16 protein-coding genes and 5 pseudogenes are annotated in these 21,523 nt (G+C 58.5%); 8 read left to right on the plus strand and 13 right to left on the minus strand.

The genetic code is table 11. From position 1 onward, the window contains the following. The first annotated feature begins 4 nt into the window (after positions 1–4). From J2Z75_RS27275 to J2Z75_RS27285, 3 genes are read left to right on the plus strand one after another with little or no spacing between them, the layout of a single operon-like run. Positions 5–538, plus strand: a complete 534-nt coding sequence (locus J2Z75_RS27275) for a TRAP transporter small permease (protein ID WP_209856885.1) — start codon at positions 5–7, stop codon at positions 536–538. After that, positions 538–1,815: a TRAP transporter large permease gene (locus J2Z75_RS27280; protein ID WP_209856886.1), complete on the plus strand. Its 1,278-nt coding sequence runs from the start codon at positions 538–540 to the stop codon at positions 1,813–1,815. Before J2Z75_RS27275 ends, J2Z75_RS27280 begins: the two co-directional genes overlap by 1 nt. Positions 1,816–1,862: 47 nt before the next feature. Beyond that, positions 1,863–2,867 carry a TRAP transporter substrate-binding protein gene (locus tag J2Z75_RS27285; RefSeq protein ID WP_209856887.1) on the plus strand — a complete coding sequence of 335 codons (1,005 nt, stop codon included), beginning with the start codon at positions 1,863–1,865 and terminating at the stop codon, positions 2,865–2,867. Between the two features lie 98 nt (positions 2,868–2,965). Here the strand turns inward: J2Z75_RS27285 and J2Z75_RS27290 are convergent, their stop codons facing one another. The 3 genes from J2Z75_RS27290 to J2Z75_RS27300 form a co-directional block, all read right to left on the minus strand. After that, positions 2,966–3,841 (minus strand): DMT family transporter, encoded by an 876-nt coding sequence (locus tag J2Z75_RS27290; protein ID WP_209857082.1) that lies wholly within the window; start codon positions 3,839–3,841, stop codon positions 2,966–2,968. 78 nt (positions 3,842–3,919) lie between these two features. Then, the gene (locus J2Z75_RS27295; protein ID WP_209856888.1) at positions 3,920–5,122 is read right to left on the minus strand and encodes a mandelate racemase/muconate lactonizing enzyme family protein; all 1,203 of its coding nucleotides are present in this window, start codon (positions 5,120–5,122) and stop codon (positions 3,920–3,922) included. Positions 5,123–5,143: 21 nt separating this feature from the next. Next, the gene (locus J2Z75_RS27300) at positions 5,144–5,857 is read right to left on the minus strand and encodes a FadR/GntR family transcriptional regulator (RefSeq protein ID WP_209856889.1); all 714 of its coding nucleotides are present in this window, start codon (positions 5,855–5,857) and stop codon (positions 5,144–5,146) included. A gap of 184 nt (positions 5,858–6,041) precedes the next feature. On the opposite strand from J2Z75_RS27300, the gene J2Z75_RS27305 reads away from it, so the two are divergent. Continuing rightward, entirely contained in the window at positions 6,042–6,329 is a 288-nt protein-coding gene (locus tag J2Z75_RS27305) for a hypothetical protein (protein WP_209856891.1), read from the plus strand. A 61-nt stretch (positions 6,330–6,390) separates the two neighbouring features. On the opposite strand, the pseudogene J2Z75_RS29770 reads toward J2Z75_RS27305, so the two are convergent. Continuing rightward, positions 6,391–6,687: pseudogene (locus J2Z75_RS29770) on the minus strand (ABC transporter permease); the annotation flags it as partial. A 9-nt stretch (positions 6,688–6,696) separates the two neighbouring features. Continuing rightward, a pseudogene (locus tag J2Z75_RS29775) lies at positions 6,697–6,861 on the minus strand (VIT1/CCC1 transporter family protein); the annotation flags it as partial. A gap of 70 nt (positions 6,862–6,931) precedes the next feature. Between J2Z75_RS29775 and J2Z75_RS29780 the strand changes: the two are divergent. Both J2Z75_RS29780 and J2Z75_RS27320 read left to right on the plus strand, forming a co-directional pair. Further along, positions 6,932–7,859: pseudogene (locus tag J2Z75_RS29780) on the plus strand (integrase core domain-containing protein); the annotation flags it as partial. Then, positions 7,845–8,246 (plus strand): annotated as a pseudogene (locus tag J2Z75_RS27320) (transposase); the annotation flags it as partial. The pseudogenes J2Z75_RS29780 and J2Z75_RS27320, both read left to right, overlap by 15 nt. A gap of 112 nt (positions 8,247–8,358) precedes the next feature. On the opposite strand, the gene J2Z75_RS27325 reads toward J2Z75_RS27320, so the two are convergent. Next, positions 8,359–10,866 (minus strand): methyl-accepting chemotaxis protein, encoded by a 2,508-nt coding sequence (locus J2Z75_RS27325; RefSeq protein WP_234937613.1) that lies wholly within the window; start codon positions 10,864–10,866, stop codon positions 8,359–8,361. Positions 10,867–11,266: 400 nt separating this feature from the next. Here J2Z75_RS27325 and J2Z75_RS27330 point away from each other — a divergent pair. Both J2Z75_RS27330 and J2Z75_RS27335 read left to right on the plus strand, forming a co-directional pair. Continuing rightward, a pseudogene (locus J2Z75_RS27330) lies at positions 11,267–11,425 on the plus strand (IS6 family transposase); the annotation flags it as partial. 370 nt (positions 11,426–11,795) lie between these two features. Further along, positions 11,796–13,241, plus strand: coding sequence for a family 16 glycosylhydrolase (locus J2Z75_RS27335; RefSeq protein ID WP_209856895.1), 1,446 nt, complete (start codon positions 11,796–11,798; stop codon positions 13,239–13,241). 222 nt (positions 13,242–13,463) lie between these two features. On the opposite strand, the gene J2Z75_RS27340 is transcribed toward J2Z75_RS27335, so the two are convergent. The 7 genes from J2Z75_RS27340 to rfaD all read right to left on the minus strand — a co-directional run bounded on the left by J2Z75_RS27340 (position 13,464) and on the right by rfaD (position 21,522). Beyond that, entirely contained in the window at positions 13,464–14,489 is a 1,026-nt protein-coding gene (locus tag J2Z75_RS27340) for an adenosine kinase (RefSeq protein WP_209856897.1), read from the minus strand. Between the two features lie 293 nt (positions 14,490–14,782). Beyond that, entirely contained in the window at positions 14,783–15,424 is a 642-nt protein-coding gene (locus J2Z75_RS27345; protein WP_209856899.1) for a D-glycero-alpha-D-manno-heptose-1,7-bisphosphate 7-phosphatase, read from the minus strand. Further along, entirely contained in the window at positions 15,402–16,520 is a 1,119-nt protein-coding gene (locus J2Z75_RS27350) for a glycosyltransferase family 9 protein (RefSeq protein ID WP_209856901.1), read from the minus strand. Before J2Z75_RS27350 ends, J2Z75_RS27345 begins: the two co-directional genes overlap by 23 nt. Before the next feature lie 2 nt (positions 16,521–16,522). After that, positions 16,523–18,004 carry a D-glycero-beta-D-manno-heptose 1-phosphate adenylyltransferase gene (rfaE2, locus tag J2Z75_RS27355; RefSeq protein WP_209856903.1) on the minus strand — a complete coding sequence of 494 codons (1,482 nt, stop codon included), beginning with the start codon at positions 18,002–18,004 and terminating at the stop codon, positions 16,523–16,525. After that, positions 18,001–19,194 carry an AGE family epimerase/isomerase gene (locus J2Z75_RS27360; protein ID WP_209856905.1) on the minus strand — a complete coding sequence of 398 codons (1,194 nt, stop codon included), beginning with the start codon at positions 19,192–19,194 and terminating at the stop codon, positions 18,001–18,003. Before J2Z75_RS27360 ends, rfaE2 begins: the two co-directional genes overlap by 4 nt. Beyond that, complete coding sequence (locus J2Z75_RS27365) at positions 19,191–20,555, minus strand: polysaccharide pyruvyl transferase family protein (protein ID WP_209856907.1); 1,365 nt, start codon at positions 20,553–20,555, stop codon at positions 19,191–19,193. Before J2Z75_RS27365 ends, J2Z75_RS27360 begins: the two co-directional genes overlap by 4 nt. Next, positions 20,521–21,522 carry an ADP-glyceromanno-heptose 6-epimerase gene (gene rfaD, locus J2Z75_RS27370; protein ID WP_407692823.1) on the minus strand — a complete coding sequence of 334 codons (1,002 nt, stop codon included), beginning with the start codon at positions 21,520–21,522 and terminating at the stop codon, positions 20,521–20,523. The genes J2Z75_RS27365 and rfaD overlap by 35 nt, the downstream gene beginning before the upstream one ends. Position 21,523: the final 1 nt, after the last annotated feature.

Here is a 21,523-nt window from a genome sequence, read left to right on the forward strand (position 1 = left end):
CACCATGCAAAAGGCAATAGACCTCTTCTACCGCTTCCTCGAGCTTCTGCTCATTGTCCTGCTGTCCGGCATGGCGATCATGGTCTTCGTCAACGTAATAATGCGCTACGGCTTCAATTCAGGTTTGAATGTGTCCGAGGAGCTGTCCCGCTACTTCTTCGTCTGGCTGACGTTCATTGGTGCGGTCGTCGCGTTTCGCGAGCATGGTCATCTCGGCATCGAAACACTTGTGATGTTCCTGTCCCGTCGAGGCCGCATCATCTGCATGGGTCTTGCAAACCTAGTGATTATCGTTTGCTCGGTCATCTTCTTCTGGGGAACATGGAAGCAGTTTCCGATCAACGCTAGCATGGCAGCCCCAGTGACGGGCATGTCTATGATCTGGGTGTACGGAATCGGCCTTTTCACGGGTGCTGGTATGGCCATCATTGCGCTCGAACGCCTGATCCGTTTGCTGACTGGACGTGTTACAGATGAGGAGATCGCCGCCTTCGCGGGTGAAAACCTGACTATCGAACAGCTGGCGGAGCGTACCTGATGACCCTTCTCATCTTTATCGGGTCGCTACTGGGTGCGATGGCGATTGGCGTACCCGTGGCCTTCGCGTTGATGTTTTGTGGCGTCATCCTCATGTGGTTCATGGGCATGTTCAACACGCAGATTATTGCGCAAAACATGATTGCCGGAGCCGACACTTTTACGCTTCTGGCCATTCCCTTCTTCATTCTCGCCGGTGAATTGATGAATTCCGGCGGGTTGTCCCGCCGCATCATTGATTTCGCGATCGCCTGCGTGGGTCATATCCGCGGCGGTCTCGGGATCGTGGCCATTATGGCAGCCATTATCATGGCGAGTATTTCCGGCTCAGCGGCGGCGGATACGGCTGCTCTTGCTGCCATTCTTCTGCCGATGATGGCAAAAGCCGGGTACAACGTACCCCGCGCTGGCGGCCTGATTGCAGCCGGCGGCATCATTGCCCCAGTCATCCCGCCATCCATGGCTTTCATTGTTTTCGGTGTCGCGGCAAACGTGTCGATCACCCAGCTGTTCATGGCCGGTATCGTGCCCGGCATCATGATGGGTCTATCCCTTGTTGTCGCCTGGCTGATTGTTGTTCGCAAAGACAACGTCCAGCCTCTACCCAAGGCGCTGATGTCGGAGCGACTGACGGCGACCGGCCGGGCCCTTTGGGCGTTGGGCATGCCAGTGATCATCCTCGGGGGTATTAAGGCCGGCATCATGACACCAACCGAGGCGGCCGTGATCGCTGCTGCCTATGCCATGTTTGTCGGCATGGTGATCTACCGGGAACTGAAACCCAGAGATCTGCCGCGTGTCATTTTGCAGGCTGCCAAGACGACGTCAGTCATCATGTTCCTTGTCTGCGCCGCGCTCGTCTCGGCATGGCTGATTACAGCGGCGAATATTCCGGCTGAAATCGCCGGCTATATCGAGCCGTTGATCGACCGCCCAATGCTTTTGATGTTCGTGATCATGGTCCTCGTGCTGGTCGTCGGCACAGCGCTCGACTTGACGCCGACCATCCTGATTTTAACACCAGTTTTGATGCCGATAATTAAGCAAGCAGGCATCGACCCGGTCTATTTCGGCGTGATGTTCATCATGAACAACTGCATCGGCCTGATCACACCGCCGGTCGGCGTCGTGCTCAATGTCGTCAGTGGCGTCGGACGCATACCGCTCGGCAAAGTTACCGCCGGCGTCTGGCCGTTCCTGCTGGCGCAAACCATCGTGCTCTTTCTCTTGGTCCTATTTCCGGACCTCGTGCTCGTGCCTGCACGCTGGCTGCATTAGCAGCCGGTGACGACAACTGTCTCACTTGACCATCCAGGGAGGATACTATGAGAAAACTGCTTCTAGCCACCACCGCGATCGCCTTCGGCCTGTCGGCCGCAGTTCCGGCTTTCGCCGAATTCAATGACCGCAACATCCGCATTTCGAACGGCATCAACGCCGACCACCCGGTCGGCAACGGCATCAAGGCGATGCAGGCCTGCCTCGACGAAAAGTCCGGCGGCAAGCTCAAGATCACGGCATTCTGGGGCGGCGCGCTTGGCGGTGATCTTCAGGCAACCCAGGCGCTACGCTCGGGCGTTCAGGAAGGCGTCGTCACCTCGTCTTCGCCGCTGGTCGGCATCATCCCGGCACTCGGCGTCTTCGACCTGCCCTTCCTGTTCGGTACGCCGCAGGAGGCCTATACGGTGCTTGACGGTAAGTTTGGCGACATGATGAACGAGAAGCTGGCCGCCGCCGGCCTCGTCAATCTCGCCTATTGGGAGAACGGTTTCCGCAACCTGTCGAACTCCGTTCGTCCGGTCACCAAGTGGGAAGACTTCTCGGGGATGAAGGTTCGCGTCATGCAGAACAACATCTTCCTCGACACTTTCCAGAACCTGGGCGCAAACGCCACGCCGATGGCATTTGGTGAAGTCTTCTCGGCACTGGAAACCAATGCGATCGACGCCCAGGAAAATCCCTATGTGACGATCGATACCTCGAAGTTCTTCGAGGTTCAGAAATACATCACCGAGACGAACCACGCATACACGCCATTCCTACTGCTGTTTTCCAAGGCGATCTTCGATACCTACACGCCGGAAGAACAGGCAGCCCTGCGTGAATGCGCGGTGGTTGGCCGTGACGAAGAGCGCAAGGTCATCCAGGATCTGAACCAGAAATCACTGGCGAAGATCAAGGACGCCGGCCTCGCCGTCAACACGCTGTCGCCTGAAGAACAGGTTCGTATCCGCGAAAAATCAATGATTGTTTACGACAAACACAAGGCCGAAATCGGCGCCGACGTCGTGGACGCCATCCTGGCGGAGCTTGCCGCAATCCGCAAATAAGGCGAATTGCTTTCAACTTCTGAAAAAGGGGACCGAGCCTAGCGCTTTGGTCCCCGTCTTTTTTTGATCGGCTCGCATGCCGCACAAACCGTTCCAACTCACTCGGGAACCGCCGGCAACACAGCTTCTCGCTTCTGGAGTTGCCGCTCGCGGAAGAAGATGAAGAGGCCCGAGGCGACGATAAGCATCGCGCCGACCAGCATGCCCAACCGAGGCACGTCGTCGAAGAAGATCCACCCGAATACCACCGCCCAGAGCAGCAGCGTATATTGCAGTGGCGCCACAGTCGCAGCATCCGAGATCTTCAGGGCGCGGTTGACCAGCATATGGGCTGCCATTGCGACGATACCCAGCAGACCGAGCAGCGCCAGATCGAAAGCGGAGGAAATCGGCGCCCAATCGTACGGCGCGAAGGCCAGGCCTACGAGTGCCGCCCCGGCCACCTGGAAGAACACCAGCGTCTTGTCCGGCGTGTTGCGCAGGCCGCGTCCGGACAGCAGCATGAAGGCAAAGGCACCGCTGCCGACAATCGAGATGAGAGCCGGCAAAGTGAACATTGCCTTCGACGGCTCGAGCGTGATGATGACGCCGACAAAACCGGCAGCGATCGCGCACCAGCGCCGCCACCCGACGGTCTCGCCGAGCAGCAGTGGCGCCGCCGCCGCCACATAGATCGGTGCTGCCAGCCAGTAGGTCATCACATCGGCCAGCGGCAGATACATCACCGCATAATAGAAGCAGAAAACCTCCATGGTGGAAAAGGCCACACGGGCGAACTGCATCCATGGCCGCTCGGCCGAGGTGATGGATGTGAGACCGGCCTGCCAGAGGAATGGCGCCAGAATGATCAGTGCAGCAAGACTGCGGATGAGGATCACCTGTCCCAGCCCGTAGCTCGCCACTAGCCACTTTCCCATGGCATCGTTGACGGCAAACATCAGCATGCCGAGCAGCATGATGAGCGGACCCGCCATCGCCGAAGCTCCCAGTCCGGCGGCGCGGGTTTCTATAGTTGTCACTCAAAACCTCCCAATATTCTTTTCGTTCAAGCGTTACAGGCTGGCCGCATCGGAAAGATGGCGGCTCACCGTAAAGGCGCGATCCAGTTCCGGATTGAGCTCCATGCCAAGGCCCGGCCCCGGCGGAACGGTGATCATGCCATTCTTGACTTCCGGCAAAGCCGTTACGAGATCCCGGTACCAAGTGCGATAGAAAGCACGCACACTTTCCTGGACCAGTGCATTCGGCGCGTTGAGCGACAGATGGGTGGACGCGCAGAGCACCACCGGACCCGTGCAGTCATGCGGCGCCACCGGCAGGTGCCAAGCCTCGGCCATCGAGGCGATCTTGCGCGCCTCCGACAGGCCGCCACACCAGGAAATGTCGAGCATCATCACGCCGGCTACCCCGGTCTCCAGAAGATCGCGGAACGCCCAGCGCGAGCCTAGCGTTTCCGATGCCGAAATCGGCGCCGGCGAAACCTCCGCATAGCGGGCAAGGCTCGACAGGCTGTCCATCTTGATCGGATCTTCATGCCAGAAGGTCTGATAGGGTGTCAGTGCTTTGGCGATCTGCATGGCCGGCAGAAGCTGCCACATGGAATGGAACTCGACCATGATGTCCATCTTGTCGCCGACGGCCGCGCGGATCTTCTCGAAGGGCTGCAGAGCCTGCTTCAGGTCCGGCATCGAGATGTACTGGCCACGAGTCTTTTCCGCAGCGGCGTCGAACGGCCAGATCTTCATCGCCGTGATGCCCTCATCGAGCAGCGAACGGGCAAGCTCGTCGGCGTTGTGCAGGAAGCCGTTGAGGTCGTCATAATAACGCCCTTCCGACAGACCGTAGTTGGCGGTCGTCTGCCCTGTCGCCTTCTTGATATATTCTGTCCCTGCACAGGTATTGTAGGTGCGGATCTCGCGACGCGTGAAGCCGCCCAGCAGCTGCGCGATCGGCATGCCCGTCGCCTTGCCAAAAATGTCCCACAGCGCGATGTCGAAGGCCGAATTGCCGCGCACTTCGACACCTGACGAACGAAACCCGAGATAGCCGACCAGATCTGCGGCCAGCAGATCAATCTGCAGGGGATCGCGACCGATCACCCTCGGCGCAATATATTCGTGCACATAGGCCTCGACCGTCTCCGCGCCGAAAAACGTCTCGCCAAGGCCGGTAATCCCCTCATCGGTATGGACCAGTAGCCAGAGAAGATTGGCGCGCTCCGCGACGCGCACGGTTTCAAGCCCGGTGATTTTCATAGCCGTCTCCTGTTGGGAATGTCACACGAGGCCTGCCGTTAGCAGCGCCTTGATACTTTGATCGAAATGCCGGTTCATTAGAGCGGCAGCGATCTGCGGATCGCCCGCAAGGATCGCCTGGGCGAGCTCGACATGGAGAGCATTCATCGCCCGGCGCTCGTCGTCATTGGTGCGGCTTTTCCAGCCGATCGGCCAGGTCTGGCGCGTCACGCCCTGAAACGCTCCGATGATTAGCGCGAAGACCGGATTGCGCGAGGCGCGGGCTATCGCAATGTGAAAGGCAAGATCATGCTCCATGATCTCCACCGGATCGCCGAATGCCCGTTCCATCGCCTGAGCGTGACCAAGGACAAGCAACGCTTCTGCCTCAGTGCGCCGGAGCGCCGCCAGCGCTGCCGTACGCGCTTCGATGGTACGCCGCACATCATAGATCTGCTGGATGTCGATCTGTTCGGTGCTGACGCCATGCTCAATCATCAGCGCCACGGAGGCATCGTCCAGTTGGGCAACCGTTGGGCGCTTGCCAGCACCAAGATCGACGAGACGAAGCGCCGCCAGCGAGCGCAGCGCCTCGCGGATCACTGTCCGCGACACCTGCAGCTGTTCTGACAGTGCTGCCTCGGCCGGCAGACGATCGCCCGGCTTCAGGTCTTGGTCGCGTATCAAACGCGTTATTGATGCAATCGCACCGGTGACGAAATCACCGACGGGGACAGGGCCGTTAGCGTGAGGCATGAGCCATCCTCTATCTTTACCAAACCTGTAATACAGCTTTTGCCAAATATGAAGCCTGTTTTACTTCTGCCCAGTGGCCCGGAAGCGTGCTTGGCCAGTCTTTTTGCAGACGCGTTCCAGCGTCTGGACCACGCCCTCGCCACGGTAGGTGACCGCCCGCGTCGGTTGCCGGGCAATAGCGGGAATGGATATCCCTGCAAACTGGCCTGGTGGCAGTCATGGCCGCGGTTCACCGGCGCGATTGCCGATACCGGGACCCGGGCTTATCAAATCGCACTGCTGCAAGGCTTGTGGAGTCGACGCGCCGTATGAGGACGGCCACGACGCGGGCAAAAGGGTCAAACTCGCCATCGATCGCATGGCGACGCAACTGGACGGCCGCAAGCTCGATATGGGTCAGCATGGGGTGTCGATAGCGGAGGATACGGACACCATCAAGCTCGCCCAAGCGAGCATTGTCGGCTTTTCCTGACATTTACCCCCTCGAAGCGCTGAAGAAAATGGCACGTCGACTTCGCCTGACAGGCCTATTGTTATTCACTTTGCCGGAAGTTGCGAACCCGATCGAACAGCACGGCAAGCACGATGGCACTGCCGATGAAGGTGCCTTGCCAGAAGGCGTTGATGCTCAGTAAGCCGAGATTGTTGCGGATCACCTCGATCAGTGCGGCCCCGATCAGCGCGCCGGAGGCAGTGCCGACGCCACCGGCCAGGTTAGCGCCGCCGATGACTGCGGCAGCAATGACCTGGAGTTCCATTCCGGCGCCGATATTGGTGGTGACGGCTCCAAGCCAGCCTGTTTGAATGATGCCGGCGATCCCCGCCGACACGATGCCTGCGGTCAGCGCCATAGCGAATGCCCCCCAGAAGGTAACGCGAGCAGTGGCTTTGAGGACATGCGCGCCGCCTGCCTTCGCGCCAATTGCGCCAAGCAGCGCAAGAAACAGCAACGAAGCTATCGCGACCGCGTAGATCAGCATCGAAGCGGGCGAAAGGACGACCATGAGCAGGAGAGCTGGCTCGGGAAATCTTTACAGTCAGGATAAGTGGAATTTCTGCCTGACTTTGGCATAGTTGCCGAAAACAGGAGAGATCATGACGAGACGACCGCGCCGGAACCATAGCCCGGCTTTCAAGGCAAAAGTGGCGGTCGCTGTCATCCGAGGCGAGCAGATGCTGGTGGAATTGTCCCAGCAGTTTGACGTGCACGCCAACCAGATCAAACAGTGGAAAGACCAGCTCCTTGAGGGGGCGACAGGCGTTTTCGGCGATGAAGCGAAGGCGGAACCGGCGGTCCAACCGTCGATGTCAAAACACTGCACGCCCGGCGACAAACTGCGTTTGCGCTGAGATCGGCGAACTGACACTGGAGAACGATTTTTTAGCCGGAGCGTTCGGCAAGGCGGGATTGCCGGGCGGAAAGAAATGGTCGACCGCGAGCACAAATTGTCGGTCGTGCGCCAGGCCAAGCTTCGCGGCTTCAGCCGTGGTAGTGTCTATTATCTGCATCGTCCAGTGTCCGATGGCGATCTGGCTCTGATGCGCCGGCGGACGAATGCTGCGCATTCGCTCGGGGATCGACGAGTTGCATCTCGACTACCCCTTTGCCGGAAGCTGGATGTTGCAAGGGCTTTTGAGAGGAGAAGGGCCGGAGGCGGGCGGCTGCACGTCGCCACGCTGATGAAGAAGATGGGCATCGAGGCGATCTATCGGGATCGCAGTTCACCTCAGTGGACTTCACGGCGGTGCTGAAGAAAGCGGAGATTGCATCTCGATGGACGGCAAGGGCGCTTGGCGGGACAACGTCTTCGTCGAGCGGCTCTGGCGGTCGATCAGGATACGAGGATGTTTACTTCACGCCTACAAGGCCGTGTCCGAGGCCCGCGCTGGCATCGGCAGATATCTGAGCTTCTACAACAGTCGATGCCCACATTCATCCCTTGACCGGCAGACGCCGGATCAGGCCTACTTTAACGCGCTGTCGCCGATGATGGACGCCGCCCTCGAAACAGTTACCGACGGCGAAGGTAGGACAATCGTCCATTCGGATCGTGGAGCCCATTATCGCTGGCCTGGCTGGCTTCCTCGGATTAGCGATGCGAAGCTGGTACGTTCTATATCCCGGAAGGGCTGTTCACAGGATAACGCCGTGTGCGAAGGCTTCTTCGGTCGGTTGAAAACGGAACTCTTCTATCCCAGAGACTGAAAGACCATCACAATCGAACAGTTTGTCCACGAGGTTGATGCTTACATCCGATGGTATAATGAAAAGCGTATCAAATTATCACTGGGGTCGCTCAGCCCGATCGAGTATCGAAGAAGTCTCGGCCTTAACGTAAAAATCCGTCCAAGTTTTTATCCGCATCCCCATTTTACCATTTCGCCGTGATCCACTCAGGCCGAACAAAGGTGATTGCGGACAATTCACAACATCGGATCTGGTGGGCTAACGCGAAATGAAAAAACGGGTCAAAGCCTGCTGAAAATCAACATTCTTGGGTTTATGCCGCGCGGCGGCCTTGCCGCCCCTGATGGGCGTCGAGCGCGAAGCGCCCCACCAGTTCCATCAACAGGTCGGCCTCTTCGGAAAGCTGTCGCGTGGCGGCATTGGTTTCCTCGACCATAGCCGCGTTGCGTTGGGTCATCTGATCCATCTGGTTGACGGTCGAGTTGATTTCCTGCAGCGACAAAGACTGTTCGCTGGTCGAGTTGGCAATCAGGTCGATATGACCGGAAATACCGACGATCTGGCGGGAGATCTCGATCAGCGCATTGCCCGTCTCCTCGACGTAACGCGATCCGGTCGATACTTCTTCGGCGGAGTTGGCAATCAGCCCGCCAATTTCCTTTGCCGCCTTCGCAGAACGCTGGGCAAGTTCACGCACCTCCTGGGCCACCACGGCGAAGCCCTTGCCCGCTTCGCCAGCACGCGCGGCTTCGACGCCGGCGTTCAGTGCCAACAGGTTGGTCTGGAAGGCGATCCCGTCGATAACGTCGATGATCTGGCTGATCTTGTCGGAGGACCCCTTGATCCGGCTCATTGCCGAGATTGCATTCTGGACGATGCCGGATGAGTTGTCGGCATTGCGCTTCGCGGTGGCGACGATGCCTTTGGTTTCGCCTGCCCGGGCCGACGCTGTCTTGGTGGCCGCTGTGATTTCCCCGACGGCCGCTGCAGTTTCCTCCAGCGAGGCGGCCTGCTGTTCGGTGCGCTTTGCGAGATCGTCGGCGGCGTCCGCCACCTGACGGCCGTTTTCCTGGATCAGGCCAGACGCATTGCGAATCTGCGACAGCGTATCCCGAAGGCCGGCAACAGAACTGTTGAAGTCGTTCCGCAGTTGATCGAGGTCGCTTGCAAACGGCGTTTCGATGATGAACCGCAGGTCGCCTCGGGCGAGATTGCCGAGACCACGTGCGAGCGTATCGACAGCAAACTGCACGTGCGCGGCGTTTTCCTGCTTCTCGGCCTCGTTGCGGCTGCGCTCTTCCTCGGTCGCCAACCGTGCCTGTTCGGTCTGCTCCTCCATCGTCACCTTGGCCAGCGCATTGTCCTTGAATACGGCCAGGGCTCGAGCCATGTCGCCGATTTCGTCGGGGCGACGGTCGCCCGAAATCGACGTATCCAGCCTGCCATCCGCCAGTCGTCGCATTGCCGAGGTGATCTGCCCGATCGGCCCCTTCAGCGTGACGACCAGGGCCGCACCTGCAGCCATGGCAATGACGATGCCAAGAAGAACGGCGCCGATGGAGATGCGATTGGCGCCATCGCGCTCAACACGCGCGTTGGCTTTCTGCGTTTCGGCGAACGTGGACAGCAATTGCCAGGTCTCTTCGATCTGCTTGGAGGCTGCTACGAATTCCGTTGTCTTCTGTACCGAACTGCTGGAGACCGCCATGGCGGCCTTCTCAAGGCCGTCAAGGATCGGCTTCATCATCGCCGGCAACTCTGCGAAGAACGGGTCATTCTTGACCGCCTGCGAAAGGCGGGTCACTTCGGTCGCATACATGTACAGTGCCCGCTCGACCTTTTTCACAGCCTCTTCGGAGGGGTTTCCGGCAAGTTCTGCAAACACAACCCGGATTTCGTTATTGTTGCCGACGATCGCGCGCAGCTTGTTGGCGACGCCTTCGGCATTCGATATCTCGATATCGGCCGCCGCCAGATTGAGGATCGACTGGCGCATCAGCTCCCTGCCGACCTGTTTGAACGTTGTCGCGAACGGGCGGAGGTCGCCGACCGTCGTGTTCGCCACGTTCATTGCGGCTTCGCTCATGTCCTTGGCTTTGACCTGGGCTATCAGATTTTTTGACAATTCCTCGAATTTTTTGCCGTCAGGCTGTTTCTCGGTTGGAAGCGAGGCCAGAACCTTGATGACAGATTTTTCAAGATCCGGGCTGTATTTCTCAAAACTCTTGAACTTGTCCCGAAGTGTCTGGCCCCGTTCATGATCGGACGCCATAGCGTCGAGCAGAACGGATGCGTTATCGAGGTCCATGGCATTGGTCAGGCTTTTTTTCGCTGCCTTCTCCATCCTCTTTGCCGCTGCGATCAGTTTAAATGAGCGCTTCCCGGTCTCTCCTTGCTTATCCAGCAACGCGGCCTGCGCGTTTGCGACGTCGGCAAGGATACTTTCCTGTTGTTTTTGTAAAACCCAGATCGTCTCGATATTCTCAGAAATTGTTTGGGATTCAACAACCGCCTTGTCGAGCAGGGCAACATCGGTTCCCTTGCGCAGTTCTTCCGTCGTTGCCTTGAGCAGGTTCAGCTGTTCCTCCGCAAACTTCGCGGCGCGGTCGTGATTTTGCTGGGTTGGCGTCATCAGGAAATCACTCATTCCCGTGAACACATGTTTGAAGCCGGACAATGACTGCAGCACGCTATTGGAGATTTCCATGCGGCCTTGGAGAAGGCCGGAAGCATAGAGGCCGGTCAATCCGACGGCAGAAATGCTGATCACAAAAGGAAGGACCAGGAGGACAACCTTTGTCTGAATCTTGAAACGGGACATAATCTTGTCAATCACGATCTTTTTCCCACAAATTCAGCATTTGAAATTAATGTCCGCTTCGATCGCAAAGAGGGGTTCGGGTGCGGGCATGTCTAGGCAAGCAACAACCATCGCATCACATACTTAACGTTCACCTAAAGAGACTGCGTTCTGATTCAGTGTCCTTTTGTGGGCAGGGCGATGACAAAGTCTTCCACATGAACGCCGGCGGATTTCCTGGCGAGGCGGAGTAAAATCCAGCCAGTGGTAGGCTTCCCTCTTTTTGAGGTGGCCAGGACGGAGATGCTTGTCGTGGATGGTTACGCCGCCGTTCGTCGCTTCGTCTTCGTTGAAGGCCATAGTCGTCGGGAGGCCTCTCGGGGGCACCGTAACGTTAACCGAGTATCGATCAAAATGTGGGATCTGGCAGTATGACCAGTTTGCCCGTGATCCTCTTTATCGCCGTCACCGATTTCCGGCGGATGTGATCGCCCAAGCGGTGAGGCTCTACTTCCGGTTTCCGCTCAGTCTGCGCATGGTCGAGGATATGCTGGCAGCCCGTGGGGTCATCGTTTCTCACCGGCGTTCTCATATCCGATCGTGATGGAGCGCATGCCGGATCCGACGATTCTCCACCTGTCACTGCGGGCAACTCAGGGTGGAGAGCCTAATCAACGCAGGCAGTTCGGTGATCGATTTTCCACCAAACTCGACCGGGGCACGGGTTAGTATACCCTGCATGTCAGTCATCGTGGTCGTCTCTTCAAGAGTAATTAGCAAAGGCCCAGTGCGCTTTTGCGGTGCATTCCGATGGCACGGCATTGCAGAATCTGATATCGTAATGAAATGAATTCTGGGTAATGGCCGCGATCTGTACCGGAATTTGAATATTTTTAGCGCGTCCGAACCTCTCAATCATCGTCCATGATTTACATAGTTGCGAGGGACCCATGCCCGCACCAGCCAACTATTCTATTGTCTTTGCAGATGAATTTGAGCGACTGAGCATTGCCAACACCACGACGGCAACGGCTAATTGGTACACCGCGCAGGCTTGGGGCGGGGGCTTTGGTGATGCGCGGTTCATGCCTGTTGGTGGCAGCAATTCTCCGTTCTCGATCGTGCAGCAGGGAGGCCAGAGTGTCTTGCAAATCGAGATGACACGGAACGTGTCAGGTCAACTCCAGAGTGGACTGATCTCGAACACATTTCCAAACGGAACGAGCACCACGCCCCAGGATGGCGATCCCTACGGCTACTACGAGGTCAGAATGTGGCTGCCCGCGGGTCAAGGCGTGTGGCCCGCATTCTGGGCCAGTGAGAAGGAGCGCCTTTCGGCGACGAGAGATCACGTCTTTGAGGTTGACATACTGGAGCAGCACGGCAGCACGGTCCCTGATCGATACGCAAGCATTTTGCACGACTGGAATTGGAAAGGGACCGTGCTGGAAGGCCATACGAGCCAATATCATCACAACGTCGTCGGTTCGGGTGTGATGACGACAGGGTGGCATACATACGGCGTCGAAATCAAACCGGATACCATGACGTTTTATATGGACGGCCGTGCCCACTTTTCTCTGGTCACACCCGCGGCGCTCAGCACGGATCTGATGTTCATGATCGATCTGGCCGCAGGTGGCGGTTGGCCGATCGATCCGACGCTCGATCATCAGAAACTGTATATTGATTATTTTCGCGCCTATGAATTGGCCGATTCGACGCCGGTGGTGCTCGTCGGAACAAACAGCAATGATACGTTCCTCGTTGATGCCGCGAACACGGACATACGAGAACAGCCCGGCGGTGGGTTCGATACCGTCTACGCCACGGTATCCTACACTCTGCCCGAGAACGTCGAAAAACTGAGATTTTCTGTTCCCGGAGCCCTCGACGCGACCGGCAACAGTAGGAATAATCAACTCTATGGCAATGGAAGTATCAATACGCTATCAGGCCTAGTTGGCGATGATTATCTGTACGGAGATGCCGGCAATGACACTCTGCTCGGGGGGGGCGGGAACGACAAGCTCTTTGGCGGAAATCAGAACGATCTGCTGACCGGTGGTCTTGGTGCCGATCGGTTGGACGGCGAAGGCGGAGCCGATACGTTCCATTTTGATAGCATAGCTGAAAGTCCGCATTCCGCGCGTGACACGATCATCGGGTTTTCTGGTGCTGCGGGAGATCGCATTGACTTGAGTGTTATAGACGCCAACGCACTGATCAGTGGCAATCAGACCTTTACCTTTATCGGGTCGAGCGCTTTTACGGCCGCCGGCCAGGTCCGATTTAGCGATGGTATTCTCTCAGTCGACGTCAGCGGCGATAAGATTGCCGACTTCGGCGTCGTCCTCGGGGCAGTGGCTTTGCAGAACGGCTACTTAATTCTCTAAGCGCTACCGCGGCATGCTCGCGGACGACCAACGACTATCCAATGAGGCAATACGCGCGGTTCGCACACAAAAATGTCCTGCTCCCGTGAAACTGCGTACCAGAAATGAAGAGGTCCGCATCGGTCAGCTTGGTCATGTCGGAGCCAGTGTTGAGCGAAGGTGACAACAGCACGGCGCCAGTCAACTGTCGGCGCTGATTTATACCAGTAGTATTGCACCGCATTATAGCGAAAGCGGCAGCGGAGGTTCGAAAATCCCCTGCCGCCTGACGTAATTCTCAAGGCTCGATTCCGGCCTAGCGCCTATATGGGTGATCACCTCAGAGGCGGATGAGCAGCCAAGCCTCAGTGCTTTGGCGGGTTCCAGTCCGGTGCTGATGCCAAGAAGAAACCCGGCCGCGAACAGATCTCCTGCTCCTGTGACATCGACGACCTCGGCGACCGGGTAGGCGGATATGCTGATCTCTTCGCTGTGACGAACCACCATTGCGCCATCTGAACCCATTGTAACGGCGGCAAGGGGAACATCGCTTTTCAGCAGCCGAACGGCCTCCCGGAGATCAGCGGTTTGATAGAGAGACAGCAGTTCGTGAATGTTTGCGAGAAGGACGTCGACCGTGCCGGAACGGATCAATTCCAGGAACTCCTTGCGGTAGCGTGATACGCAAAAAGGGTCCGACAGGGTAAAGGCGACGGTTTTCCCATGCTTATGAGCGTATCGCGCAGCGGTGAGGAATGCCTTCTTCGCTTCCGGTGGATCCCATAGAAAACCTTCCATGAAGGTGATTGTCGCTGCGCCTATATGGTTCTCGTCGATGTCTGCCTCGGTCAGCTGATGGCAGGCACCCAGATGGGTATTCATGGTGCGCTCGCCATCGGGCGTGATCAGGATCATCGATCGGGCCGTTGCCTCGCCGTTCCTCAGCCGCTTGGTTTTGTAGTGAACGCCCGCCGCCGCGAGATCATCAGCAAAGAAATCACCAAGCGCGTCATCGCTGACCTTTCCAACGAAGGAGGCGCGCGCCCCGAGCGAAGCCACACCCGCTGCCGTATTCGCGGCGCTGCCGCCGGAAATCTGCTGCTTTTGAGGGGGCATTTTTCTGTAAAGGCTCTCTGCACGACTCTCGTCAATGAGATGCATGATGCCTCTTTTCAGTCCCTCACGATCGAGGAAACTGGGTGGCACCGGTGCGATGATGTCCACGATCGCATTTCCGATTGTAAGTACGTCGAAGTGGGATGGGGTCATTGTTGCTCCTTTCGCAACTGGCAACGACCGCGCTTCTAAGGCAACCCCCGAGGCTTCCCGAGGAGTTCACTTCTCGTCTCTTCGTGATCAAATCCCGCTGTTGGCGTGGAGGCGATCCGGTTGAGACACGCAGTCGATAGAAATCCAGAATTCGATGGCTAGCGGTCTAGGCGCATCCGATGAAATCAAACGAGATCGATGCGAGAAACCGCGTGAACGTTTGCAATGCACACAAGAATTTCCTAACAATTACCATTATTTACGCAAGGCGTCAACAAGATATAAAGAGTTACTTATATCATTATGTTATCGTTTCGCCGTGCGTTATCGCTGAGGGCGTCGTTCCAAAAGGCTCCTTGTTTGCTGAGGCTTTCGGCGAGGAAATCGTCGAGGCGTCCTTGCGACCTGAAATGAAGTGCCATGACGCCTGCACGCCGGCCGGCCTCAAGATCGGAAACCTTGTCCCCAACCATGACTGACCGGGCGGTATAGGCTCCGCAATCACGCAGGGCCTTGATGAGCATTCCTGGATTGGGCTTGCGGTCGGGGTGATCGACGAACCGGTAGCGGTCGATGGAGCTCTCGGCGTGATACGGGCAATAGTAGAAGGCATCAATACGCGCGCCCGCTGTCGTCACGTCGTAAGTGATGTCGGCGTGAAGCCTTTCGACGTCCTCTTCGGTATATTTCCCGCGTGCGATGCCGGATTGATTGGTTACGACACAGATGTGCCAGTTCGCCCGGGAAAAGGCGATCAGCGTTTCGATGGCTCCGGGCATCCAGCGAAAATCGCGATATCGCCTAACATACCCGGTGTCGAGGTTGAGCACGCCGTCGCGATCAAGAAGCAGAGCCGGCTTGCTCGACGCTGCCGGATCGATTTTGGGAACGACGCCGGCCAGCGGCGGGATGTCAAACGAGAGTCGGCTCGACATGACTGACGGACCTTGCCGCTTCACACACCGCCGGCAGAACAATGTCGGGCGTAAGGGCCTTCATGATCTCCATGGCGCGAGGGTGGGTTTCGGTGCCGTAGGCGATGTAGCCGGCATCCGGGTGCGGAGAATCGAATCCTTGCCCATTCGTTGAGCGCGCGCCCCACCGCCGGGAGCGTGTCGGGCCGTGGAGTCCGAAGACCCGCGCATCGACGGCGCCTGCGAGGTGGAGGACGCTCGTATCGACGGTGACGACGGCGTGGGCACGGCGCATCAGATCGCCGAGCTCGGCAAAAGGAATTTTGCCGCAAAGGGAGATCGTCGCCTTTGCTGCGGTGCCGAGTAGTGCGCACAGCGCATCGACGACCTTCTGATCGCCGGCAACGCCGGTAAAGGCCGGGACATAGCCGGCATCGATCAGCCGCGAGCAGAGTGCCGCCCAATATTCCAAAGGCCAGGCCTTCTCGGCGGCCCGGCTGCCGCCGGCGGAGAGTTGGCAAAGGACGAGCCGATCGAGCGGCAATTCGGACGCCATGGCACAATCCTTGGTCCGAATTTGCATGCTATAGTCGTCGGCCGCACCGAAAACCCTTGCCATGGCCGCAAGGTTTTCCAGCTCGTGTCGGTCTCCGCTATGGGGAACGGCCACATCGAAGAGCTTGCCGCGTATCGCGTCCGCGGGCGCGAACCCGATGGTACATGGTGCACTCAGTCGCGCCAGAATGGCGGTCAGGTTGGGCCACGGCGTTAGATCAACAGTGAGATCGAGCCGTCCAGCGCGCAGCGCACGAAGTGCCCTGTCAGGTCGCGAAAAGTCGCAAAGGACAGAATCCGGCCTTGACGCGATCATTCCGACCGCAGGCGCATTGTTCGCGCCGTGGAAAACGATCACGCGTGCTGCGGGGTAGCGTTCGGCAATTGCCGCCACGGCTCCAGAGGCGATCAGCGTGTCCCCGATCGCGGTTGGCTGAATGACGCCTACGCGTTCCGGCGCAACCGGAAGGCTGCGGCGTCGGTTCGTCAGCGACAACACCCGAACCATCGCCGCTAGGAGCGATCGATCCAGCTGTCGCATCCATTCGCTCGAGCGCGCCATGGTCAGTGCACCACTTCGCTCTGTTGCGGTTGCGGTTGCGGTTGCGGCATGCGCGCGCGCGCGATGAGATTGCTCGTCGACTGATCCACTTCAAGGTCGACCAGCACGACTCGTCCCCCGTAGCTGTGGACGAACGAACTGCCCACGACCGTATCGACTGTGTAGTCGGCGCCCTTGAAGATAATGTCCGGACGCAGCACCTGGATCAGCTCCATCGGTGTATCGTCTTCAAACAGCATGACCATATCAACGGAATTGAGGGCGGCAATGACAACGGCCCGCGACCCTTCCACCTGAACCGGCCGCTCCGGCCCTTTCAGGCGGCGGACCGACGAATCAGTGTTGAGCCCGACGATGAGACGGTCGCATTGCGCCTTGGCGGCTTTGAGAAGTTTCACATGCCCTGGGTGAAGGATATCGAAGCAACCATTCGTAAACCCGACCGTGAGCCCCTCCCGTCGCCATGCTTCGCGACGCGCGTAGGCCAGGGAAAGTGTCCCGAGCTTCTCTTCTCTCCTGGCCGGCTCGGCATCCACCAGAAGTGCGCCGGCAAGTTCTTCCGCCGTGACGGTCGCGGTTCCACTCTTGGCGACGGCGACGGACGCGGCGATGTTGGCGATGGTCATTGCCTTCGGCAGGGTCTCGCCGGCTGCGAGCGACAGGGAAAGTGTCGCGACCACCGTATCGCCGGCGCCCGATACGTCCCGCACGAGGTGTGTAGACGCCGGCTCGTGCAGGGGCAGTGCGCCCGGCCGGAAAAGTGAAATGCCTTGCTCTGAGCGCGTGAGAACGATCGGACCGCAGAACTGGTCGAGCGCGATTTCCATGCCGGCCACGATGCCCTCTTCGCTGTCCGCCTCGATCCCGCTGGCAACGGCGAGTTCCTTGCGGTTTGGCGTGAGTACCGTGCAGCCGCGGTAATATGAGAAGTTCGGCTGCTTGGGATCAGCGATAACCGGAATACCCCTCCGCTTGGCAGCCTCGACCATCGCGCGAACCACTCGCGGCGTGATCATGCCCTTTGCATAGTCGGAAATCACCATTGCGGCGCAACCTTCGGCCGCCTCGTGTATGCTCGCGATAATCCCGGCTTCGGCTTCCGCGCTCATGGTCAGACTTTCGCGATCGGCACGCAGCAGGTGCCTGTCCTGGGCGAGAAAGCGGGTCTTTTCTATCGTTCGAAAGTCGGGTTGGCAGTAGAGCCTCGTTTCGATCCGCAGGTTCTTTTCGGCGTGCATGTCCCGCAGGATTGCGCCCGCAGGGTCCTTGCCGACCAGTCCCAATAGAACTGCGGTTCCTCCGAGAGAGGCAATGTTCGCCGCGACATTGCCTGCGCCGCCCATTGCCCAGTCCTCATCCAGGACCTGAAGGACGAGGGCGGGCGCCTCGGGAGAGACGCGCTGGACCGAACCACGAACATAGTGGTCGAGCATGACGTCTCCGACGACAAGAATGCGGCAGCCAAGAAAATTGTCCACAATCATTGCAGCGCTCCATGGCTCGTGCTTTCGCCAGCCCAGAGGCGCTCAAGGCGCATAAGCTCGGCGGTTGCTAGGAAGAGGTGATAAAGGGTGCTTGCGGGAATGGCGGATACGCATGGCCGGCCGGTCACGTCGAGATGGTCGATCCAGCATCCGCGTGGCGCGATGCCGAGATACTTATCGAGCAGTACACTCAGCACGGTCGTCACGCAGTCTTTGTCGAAGGCGCCGTCGAACTCGGCGCGGGCAAGGAGCGCTTTCAGCCTCTCCGTTTGCGGCCACGATCGGTGGCGGCCGGACCGGACGCTGCCGTCGCTCAACAGCTCATCGTGGATGAGACCCGTCGCGCTATCGACACCATATTGCTGAGCGAAGGCAAATAAACGTTCTGCCGCGTCGCGCGCGTCATGACCGGTCATCTGCTCGGCGTGGCGAAGGAGCCAATACCACTCAAAGTGGTGTCCCGGCTCAACAACATGCCCGTAGTCTCCGCCAATCCGGCTCCATTTCTCGTCATAATATTCGGCAATGGTCCCAGTCGTAGGGTCGAAGAGCCGCTCTTGGAAGAGAAGAGCAATTTGCCTGATACGCTGTGCGACGTCAGTGGTCGGATGGACTGCTTTGACGGCGAGCAGCGCCTCGAACATGTGCATGTGTGGGTTCTGCAGCAGTCGGCCGTCGTCGGGAACCCGGCTTTTCCAACCCTCGCCGTCAAGACGGCCGAAATGGTCGTCGATCGCCTGCAGGGTACGGTCAATCCACGGAATGAGGTCATTCTTGCCCGTTGCCCTGGTCCACCACGCGAAAGCCAGAAGAACAAAGGCCTGATCGTAAAGATCGAGGTCCGAGTCGACGATTCCGCCGGTTTCACCCATTGAGACCGCCCAACCACCGCCCTTCAGCCAGCCGTGCGCGATCAGAAAATCAAGGCCGTTCCGGGCGGTGCGAAGGCCCGGATCGAAGCCAAGAGTGTAGGCATGACTGAAGACGTAGATCTGGCGCGCATGGACGCGGGTTCGTTTGAAACCGACGGCTTTGGGTTTGCCGTCGAGATCGAGCGTCTCGATAAAACCACGATCGCCATCGACGCCAACCGTGCTCCAGAACGGCAATGCTTCGAGGAAGACCCAGTCCTTCAGTCGGCGGCAAAGCCCGGCAAGATTCGGCCGCCGCTCCAGCGTGATGACGTTCATGGCGCACGCTCCAATACATGAAGCAGTTGTGACACGCCTTGCCAGGCCTCCAGCAGCACCTGCTTGCGCTCATTGTCCGGAATGCCCTCAGTGACGGCCCGGCAGGCAAGTTCAACGGCAACCGGTGCGCCTGCTTGCGCCACGTCGCATAGGAACTTCTCGCGGTTGACCGACGCCATAAACGACTGCAGCTTCCGGTCCCACGCGAGGCCGACCGCCGGCACGCCGTAGGAGTATGCGGCGATGACCGCGTGCATCCGATAGGCGACAAGGACATCGAGGCTGGAAATGATCGCGCAAAGCTCACTCGGCGTGCGCTGCACGGGGAATGAAACCGCGTCACGCCCGATGGCCAGCAGTTGTGGACGGAGATTGGCGAGGTAGGCGATATCCTCCGGGCTGCCGTTGGTGAATATGGCAACATGGAAACCCTTGCGGAGAAGACCCCGCACCAGGTCCAGATACCAATTCTCAAGGTAGAGAGGCTCTGGCGCATTGTCAGCGTGGTAGCGGATTGCGATGTGGCTCATGATGCCGACGCCGGCAACCGGAAGCTGGGTGTCGTGCGTTCTCGAAGGAGGAATGAAATCCGCAGCGAGCAGACCGGGATCGCGAACGACGATGGCCTCGAAGCCGCTGGCTTCGCCAAGTTTCCCATCCCATAGGCGCTTGGAGTCTTGGTCACGCACGAACACACCCCGTAGGAACTGGCTGGAGAACGCCTTTTTCAGCATTGCGGTCCCCCGAGGGGACCAGTCCGGCGTGACGCCTGACGCATAAACCACGAAGGGCAGCGACAATCGTTCAGCTTCATTGATCGCCAGAGTGAGTTTCGTTGGGAAATTGAGGTCAATATCCGAAATCAGATTACCGCCGCCGATCACAACAGCACTAGCGCCCTGGAGGTGACTGGAATAGTGCGGCCGCCACTTTCTGCGCGCCTGAATAGCCAGTGGCACCCGGACAAACTGCTGTCGCAACCATTTCGGCATCATGTCGAGTGTCGACATGATTTGGAGCCGTCCCGCCATACCCTCGCCATAGACCTGCCGTGCGGCGAGGTCGATCGACCAGGTGTCTCTGCTAGCTCCGAGCGTCATCAACGCCTTTTCCAGGCATTCCGAGAGCAGGCCATCGCCAAGATTTGGACTGTATTTGACGTTGAAAAGCCGGATGCGCAACGGCCCAACCGCGTCGTGTTTGGGCGGAACGCGCCCGGACGCATCGATAGCGGACTTCCCGGTTGGCTGAAGCGCCACAGGCATAACCGCACCTTCGGCCGCCCCCTTATCGAGGAGGAAGGAACGGCTCGGGAGCATCTCAGGGTTATTGGTCTGGATGCCTTGAAAGCCAGTCGACATAACTTGTCACTCCTTCTTCCAATGATTGAAAATTGGGGGCGAGACCACTCGACACCAGCCGCGTCGTGTCGGCTTGGGTGAAATATTGATAGCGACCGCGCAGGCACTCTGGCATATCCACGTATTCGATCTGCGGGGGAGCGCCGGCGGCGGTGAATGCGGCGACAGCAAGATCGCGGAACGAACGCGCCTGGCCGGTTCCAACATTGAAAATGCCGCCGATAGTCGGAGCATCAAGGACGCGGCGGACGACATGCACGCAGTCATCGACATGAATGAAATCGCGCATCTGACCGCCATCGGCATAGTCTGGGTGGTGGGATTTGAAGAGGCGGATTGGTTCGCCGGCCACTACATCCGGCCATATCTGGTGGATGACGGATCGCATGTCGAGCTTGTGGCTTTCGTGCGGACCGTAGACATTGAAGAATTTCAGACCCGCCCAACGAAGCGGAACAGTCTTGCCGCGAGCAACATCGGCGGCGATACGTCGGTCGACGACATGCTTGCTCCATCCGTATGGGTTGAGCGGTGCCAGTTTCGCCAAACCCGTTTCACTGTCGTCGCCGGTGAAGCCCTGGGAACCGTCGCCGTAAGTGGCGGCAGACGAGGCATAGACGAAAGTTACGTCGTTCAGACGGCAATGATCCCAAAGATCGAGCGACAGGCGAACATTGTTGCTGACGATGCGGTCCACGTCGCGCTCCGTCGTGGCAGAAATCGCGCCCATATGCACAATCGCCTCGACCGCGCCTAGATTCCGCGCGAGCCATGCCATAAGGTTTTCCGGACTTATGATGTCTTCCAACCGAACTCCCGCGAGGTTGCGCCAGCGGTTGTCCGTTCCGAACCAGTCGCACGCCACAATCGACGCGCCATCGCTAGCGAGCGAGTGCGCAATGTTGGAGCCGATAAATCCGGCTGCGCCAGTCACCACAATGAGCTTATTGTTCAAAAGACTGGACATC

The organism is Rhizobium herbae (assembly GCF_017873135.1).
In the GTDB taxonomy this organism is placed as follows: Bacteria; Pseudomonadota; Alphaproteobacteria; order Rhizobiales; family Rhizobiaceae; genus Pararhizobium; species Pararhizobium herbae.

Excerpts from the sequence above, each read along its gene's own strand:
- J2Z75_RS27365 (WP_209856907.1), bottom strand. The coding sequence starts at position 20,555 with ATGTCGACTGGCTTTCAAGGCATCCAGACCAATAACCCTGAGATGCTC.
- J2Z75_RS27295 (WP_209856888.1), bottom strand. The coding sequence starts at position 5,122 with ATGAAAATCACCGGGCTTGAAACCGTGCGCGTCGCGGAGCGCGCCAAT.
- J2Z75_RS27350 (WP_209856901.1), bottom strand. The coding sequence starts at position 16,520 with ATGGCGCGCTCGAGCGAATGGATGCGACAGCTGGATCGATCGCTCCTA.
- J2Z75_RS27275 (WP_209856885.1), top strand. The coding sequence starts at position 5 with ATGCAAAAGGCAATAGACCTCTTCTACCGCTTCCTCGAGCTTCTGCTC.
- J2Z75_RS27280 (WP_209856886.1), top strand. The coding sequence starts at position 538 with ATGACCCTTCTCATCTTTATCGGGTCGCTACTGGGTGCGATGGCGATT.
- rfaE2 (WP_209856903.1), bottom strand. The coding sequence starts at position 18,004 with ATGATTGTGGACAATTTTCTTGGCTGCCGCATTCTTGTCGTCGGAGAC.
- J2Z75_RS27305 (WP_209856891.1), top strand. The coding sequence starts at position 6,042 with ATGGATATCCCTGCAAACTGGCCTGGTGGCAGTCATGGCCGCGGTTCA.
- J2Z75_RS27325 (WP_234937613.1), bottom strand. The coding sequence starts at position 10,866 with ATGTCCCGTTTCAAGATTCAGACAAAGGTTGTCCTCCTGGTCCTTCCT.
- J2Z75_RS27285 (WP_209856887.1), top strand. The coding sequence starts at position 1,863 with ATGAGAAAACTGCTTCTAGCCACCACCGCGATCGCCTTCGGCCTGTCG.
- J2Z75_RS27335 (WP_209856895.1), top strand. The coding sequence starts at position 11,796 with ATGCCCGCACCAGCCAACTATTCTATTGTCTTTGCAGATGAATTTGAG.
- J2Z75_RS27340 (WP_209856897.1), bottom strand. The coding sequence starts at position 14,489 with ATGACCCCATCCCACTTCGACGTACTTACAATCGGAAATGCGATCGTG.
- J2Z75_RS27345 (WP_209856899.1), bottom strand. The coding sequence starts at position 15,424 with ATGTCGAGCCGACTCTCGTTTGACATCCCGCCGCTGGCCGGCGTCGTT.
- J2Z75_RS27360 (WP_209856905.1), bottom strand. The coding sequence starts at position 19,194 with ATGAACGTCATCACGCTGGAGCGGCGGCCGAATCTTGCCGGGCTTTGC.
- J2Z75_RS27290 (WP_209857082.1), bottom strand. The coding sequence starts at position 3,841 with ATGGCGGGTCCGCTCATCATGCTGCTCGGCATGCTGATGTTTGCCGTC.
- J2Z75_RS27300 (WP_209856889.1), bottom strand. The coding sequence starts at position 5,857 with ATGCCTCACGCTAACGGCCCTGTCCCCGTCGGTGATTTCGTCACCGGT.
- rfaD (WP_407692823.1), bottom strand. The coding sequence starts at position 21,522 with ATGTCCAGTCTTTTGAACAATAAGCTCATTGTGGTGACTGGCGCAGCC.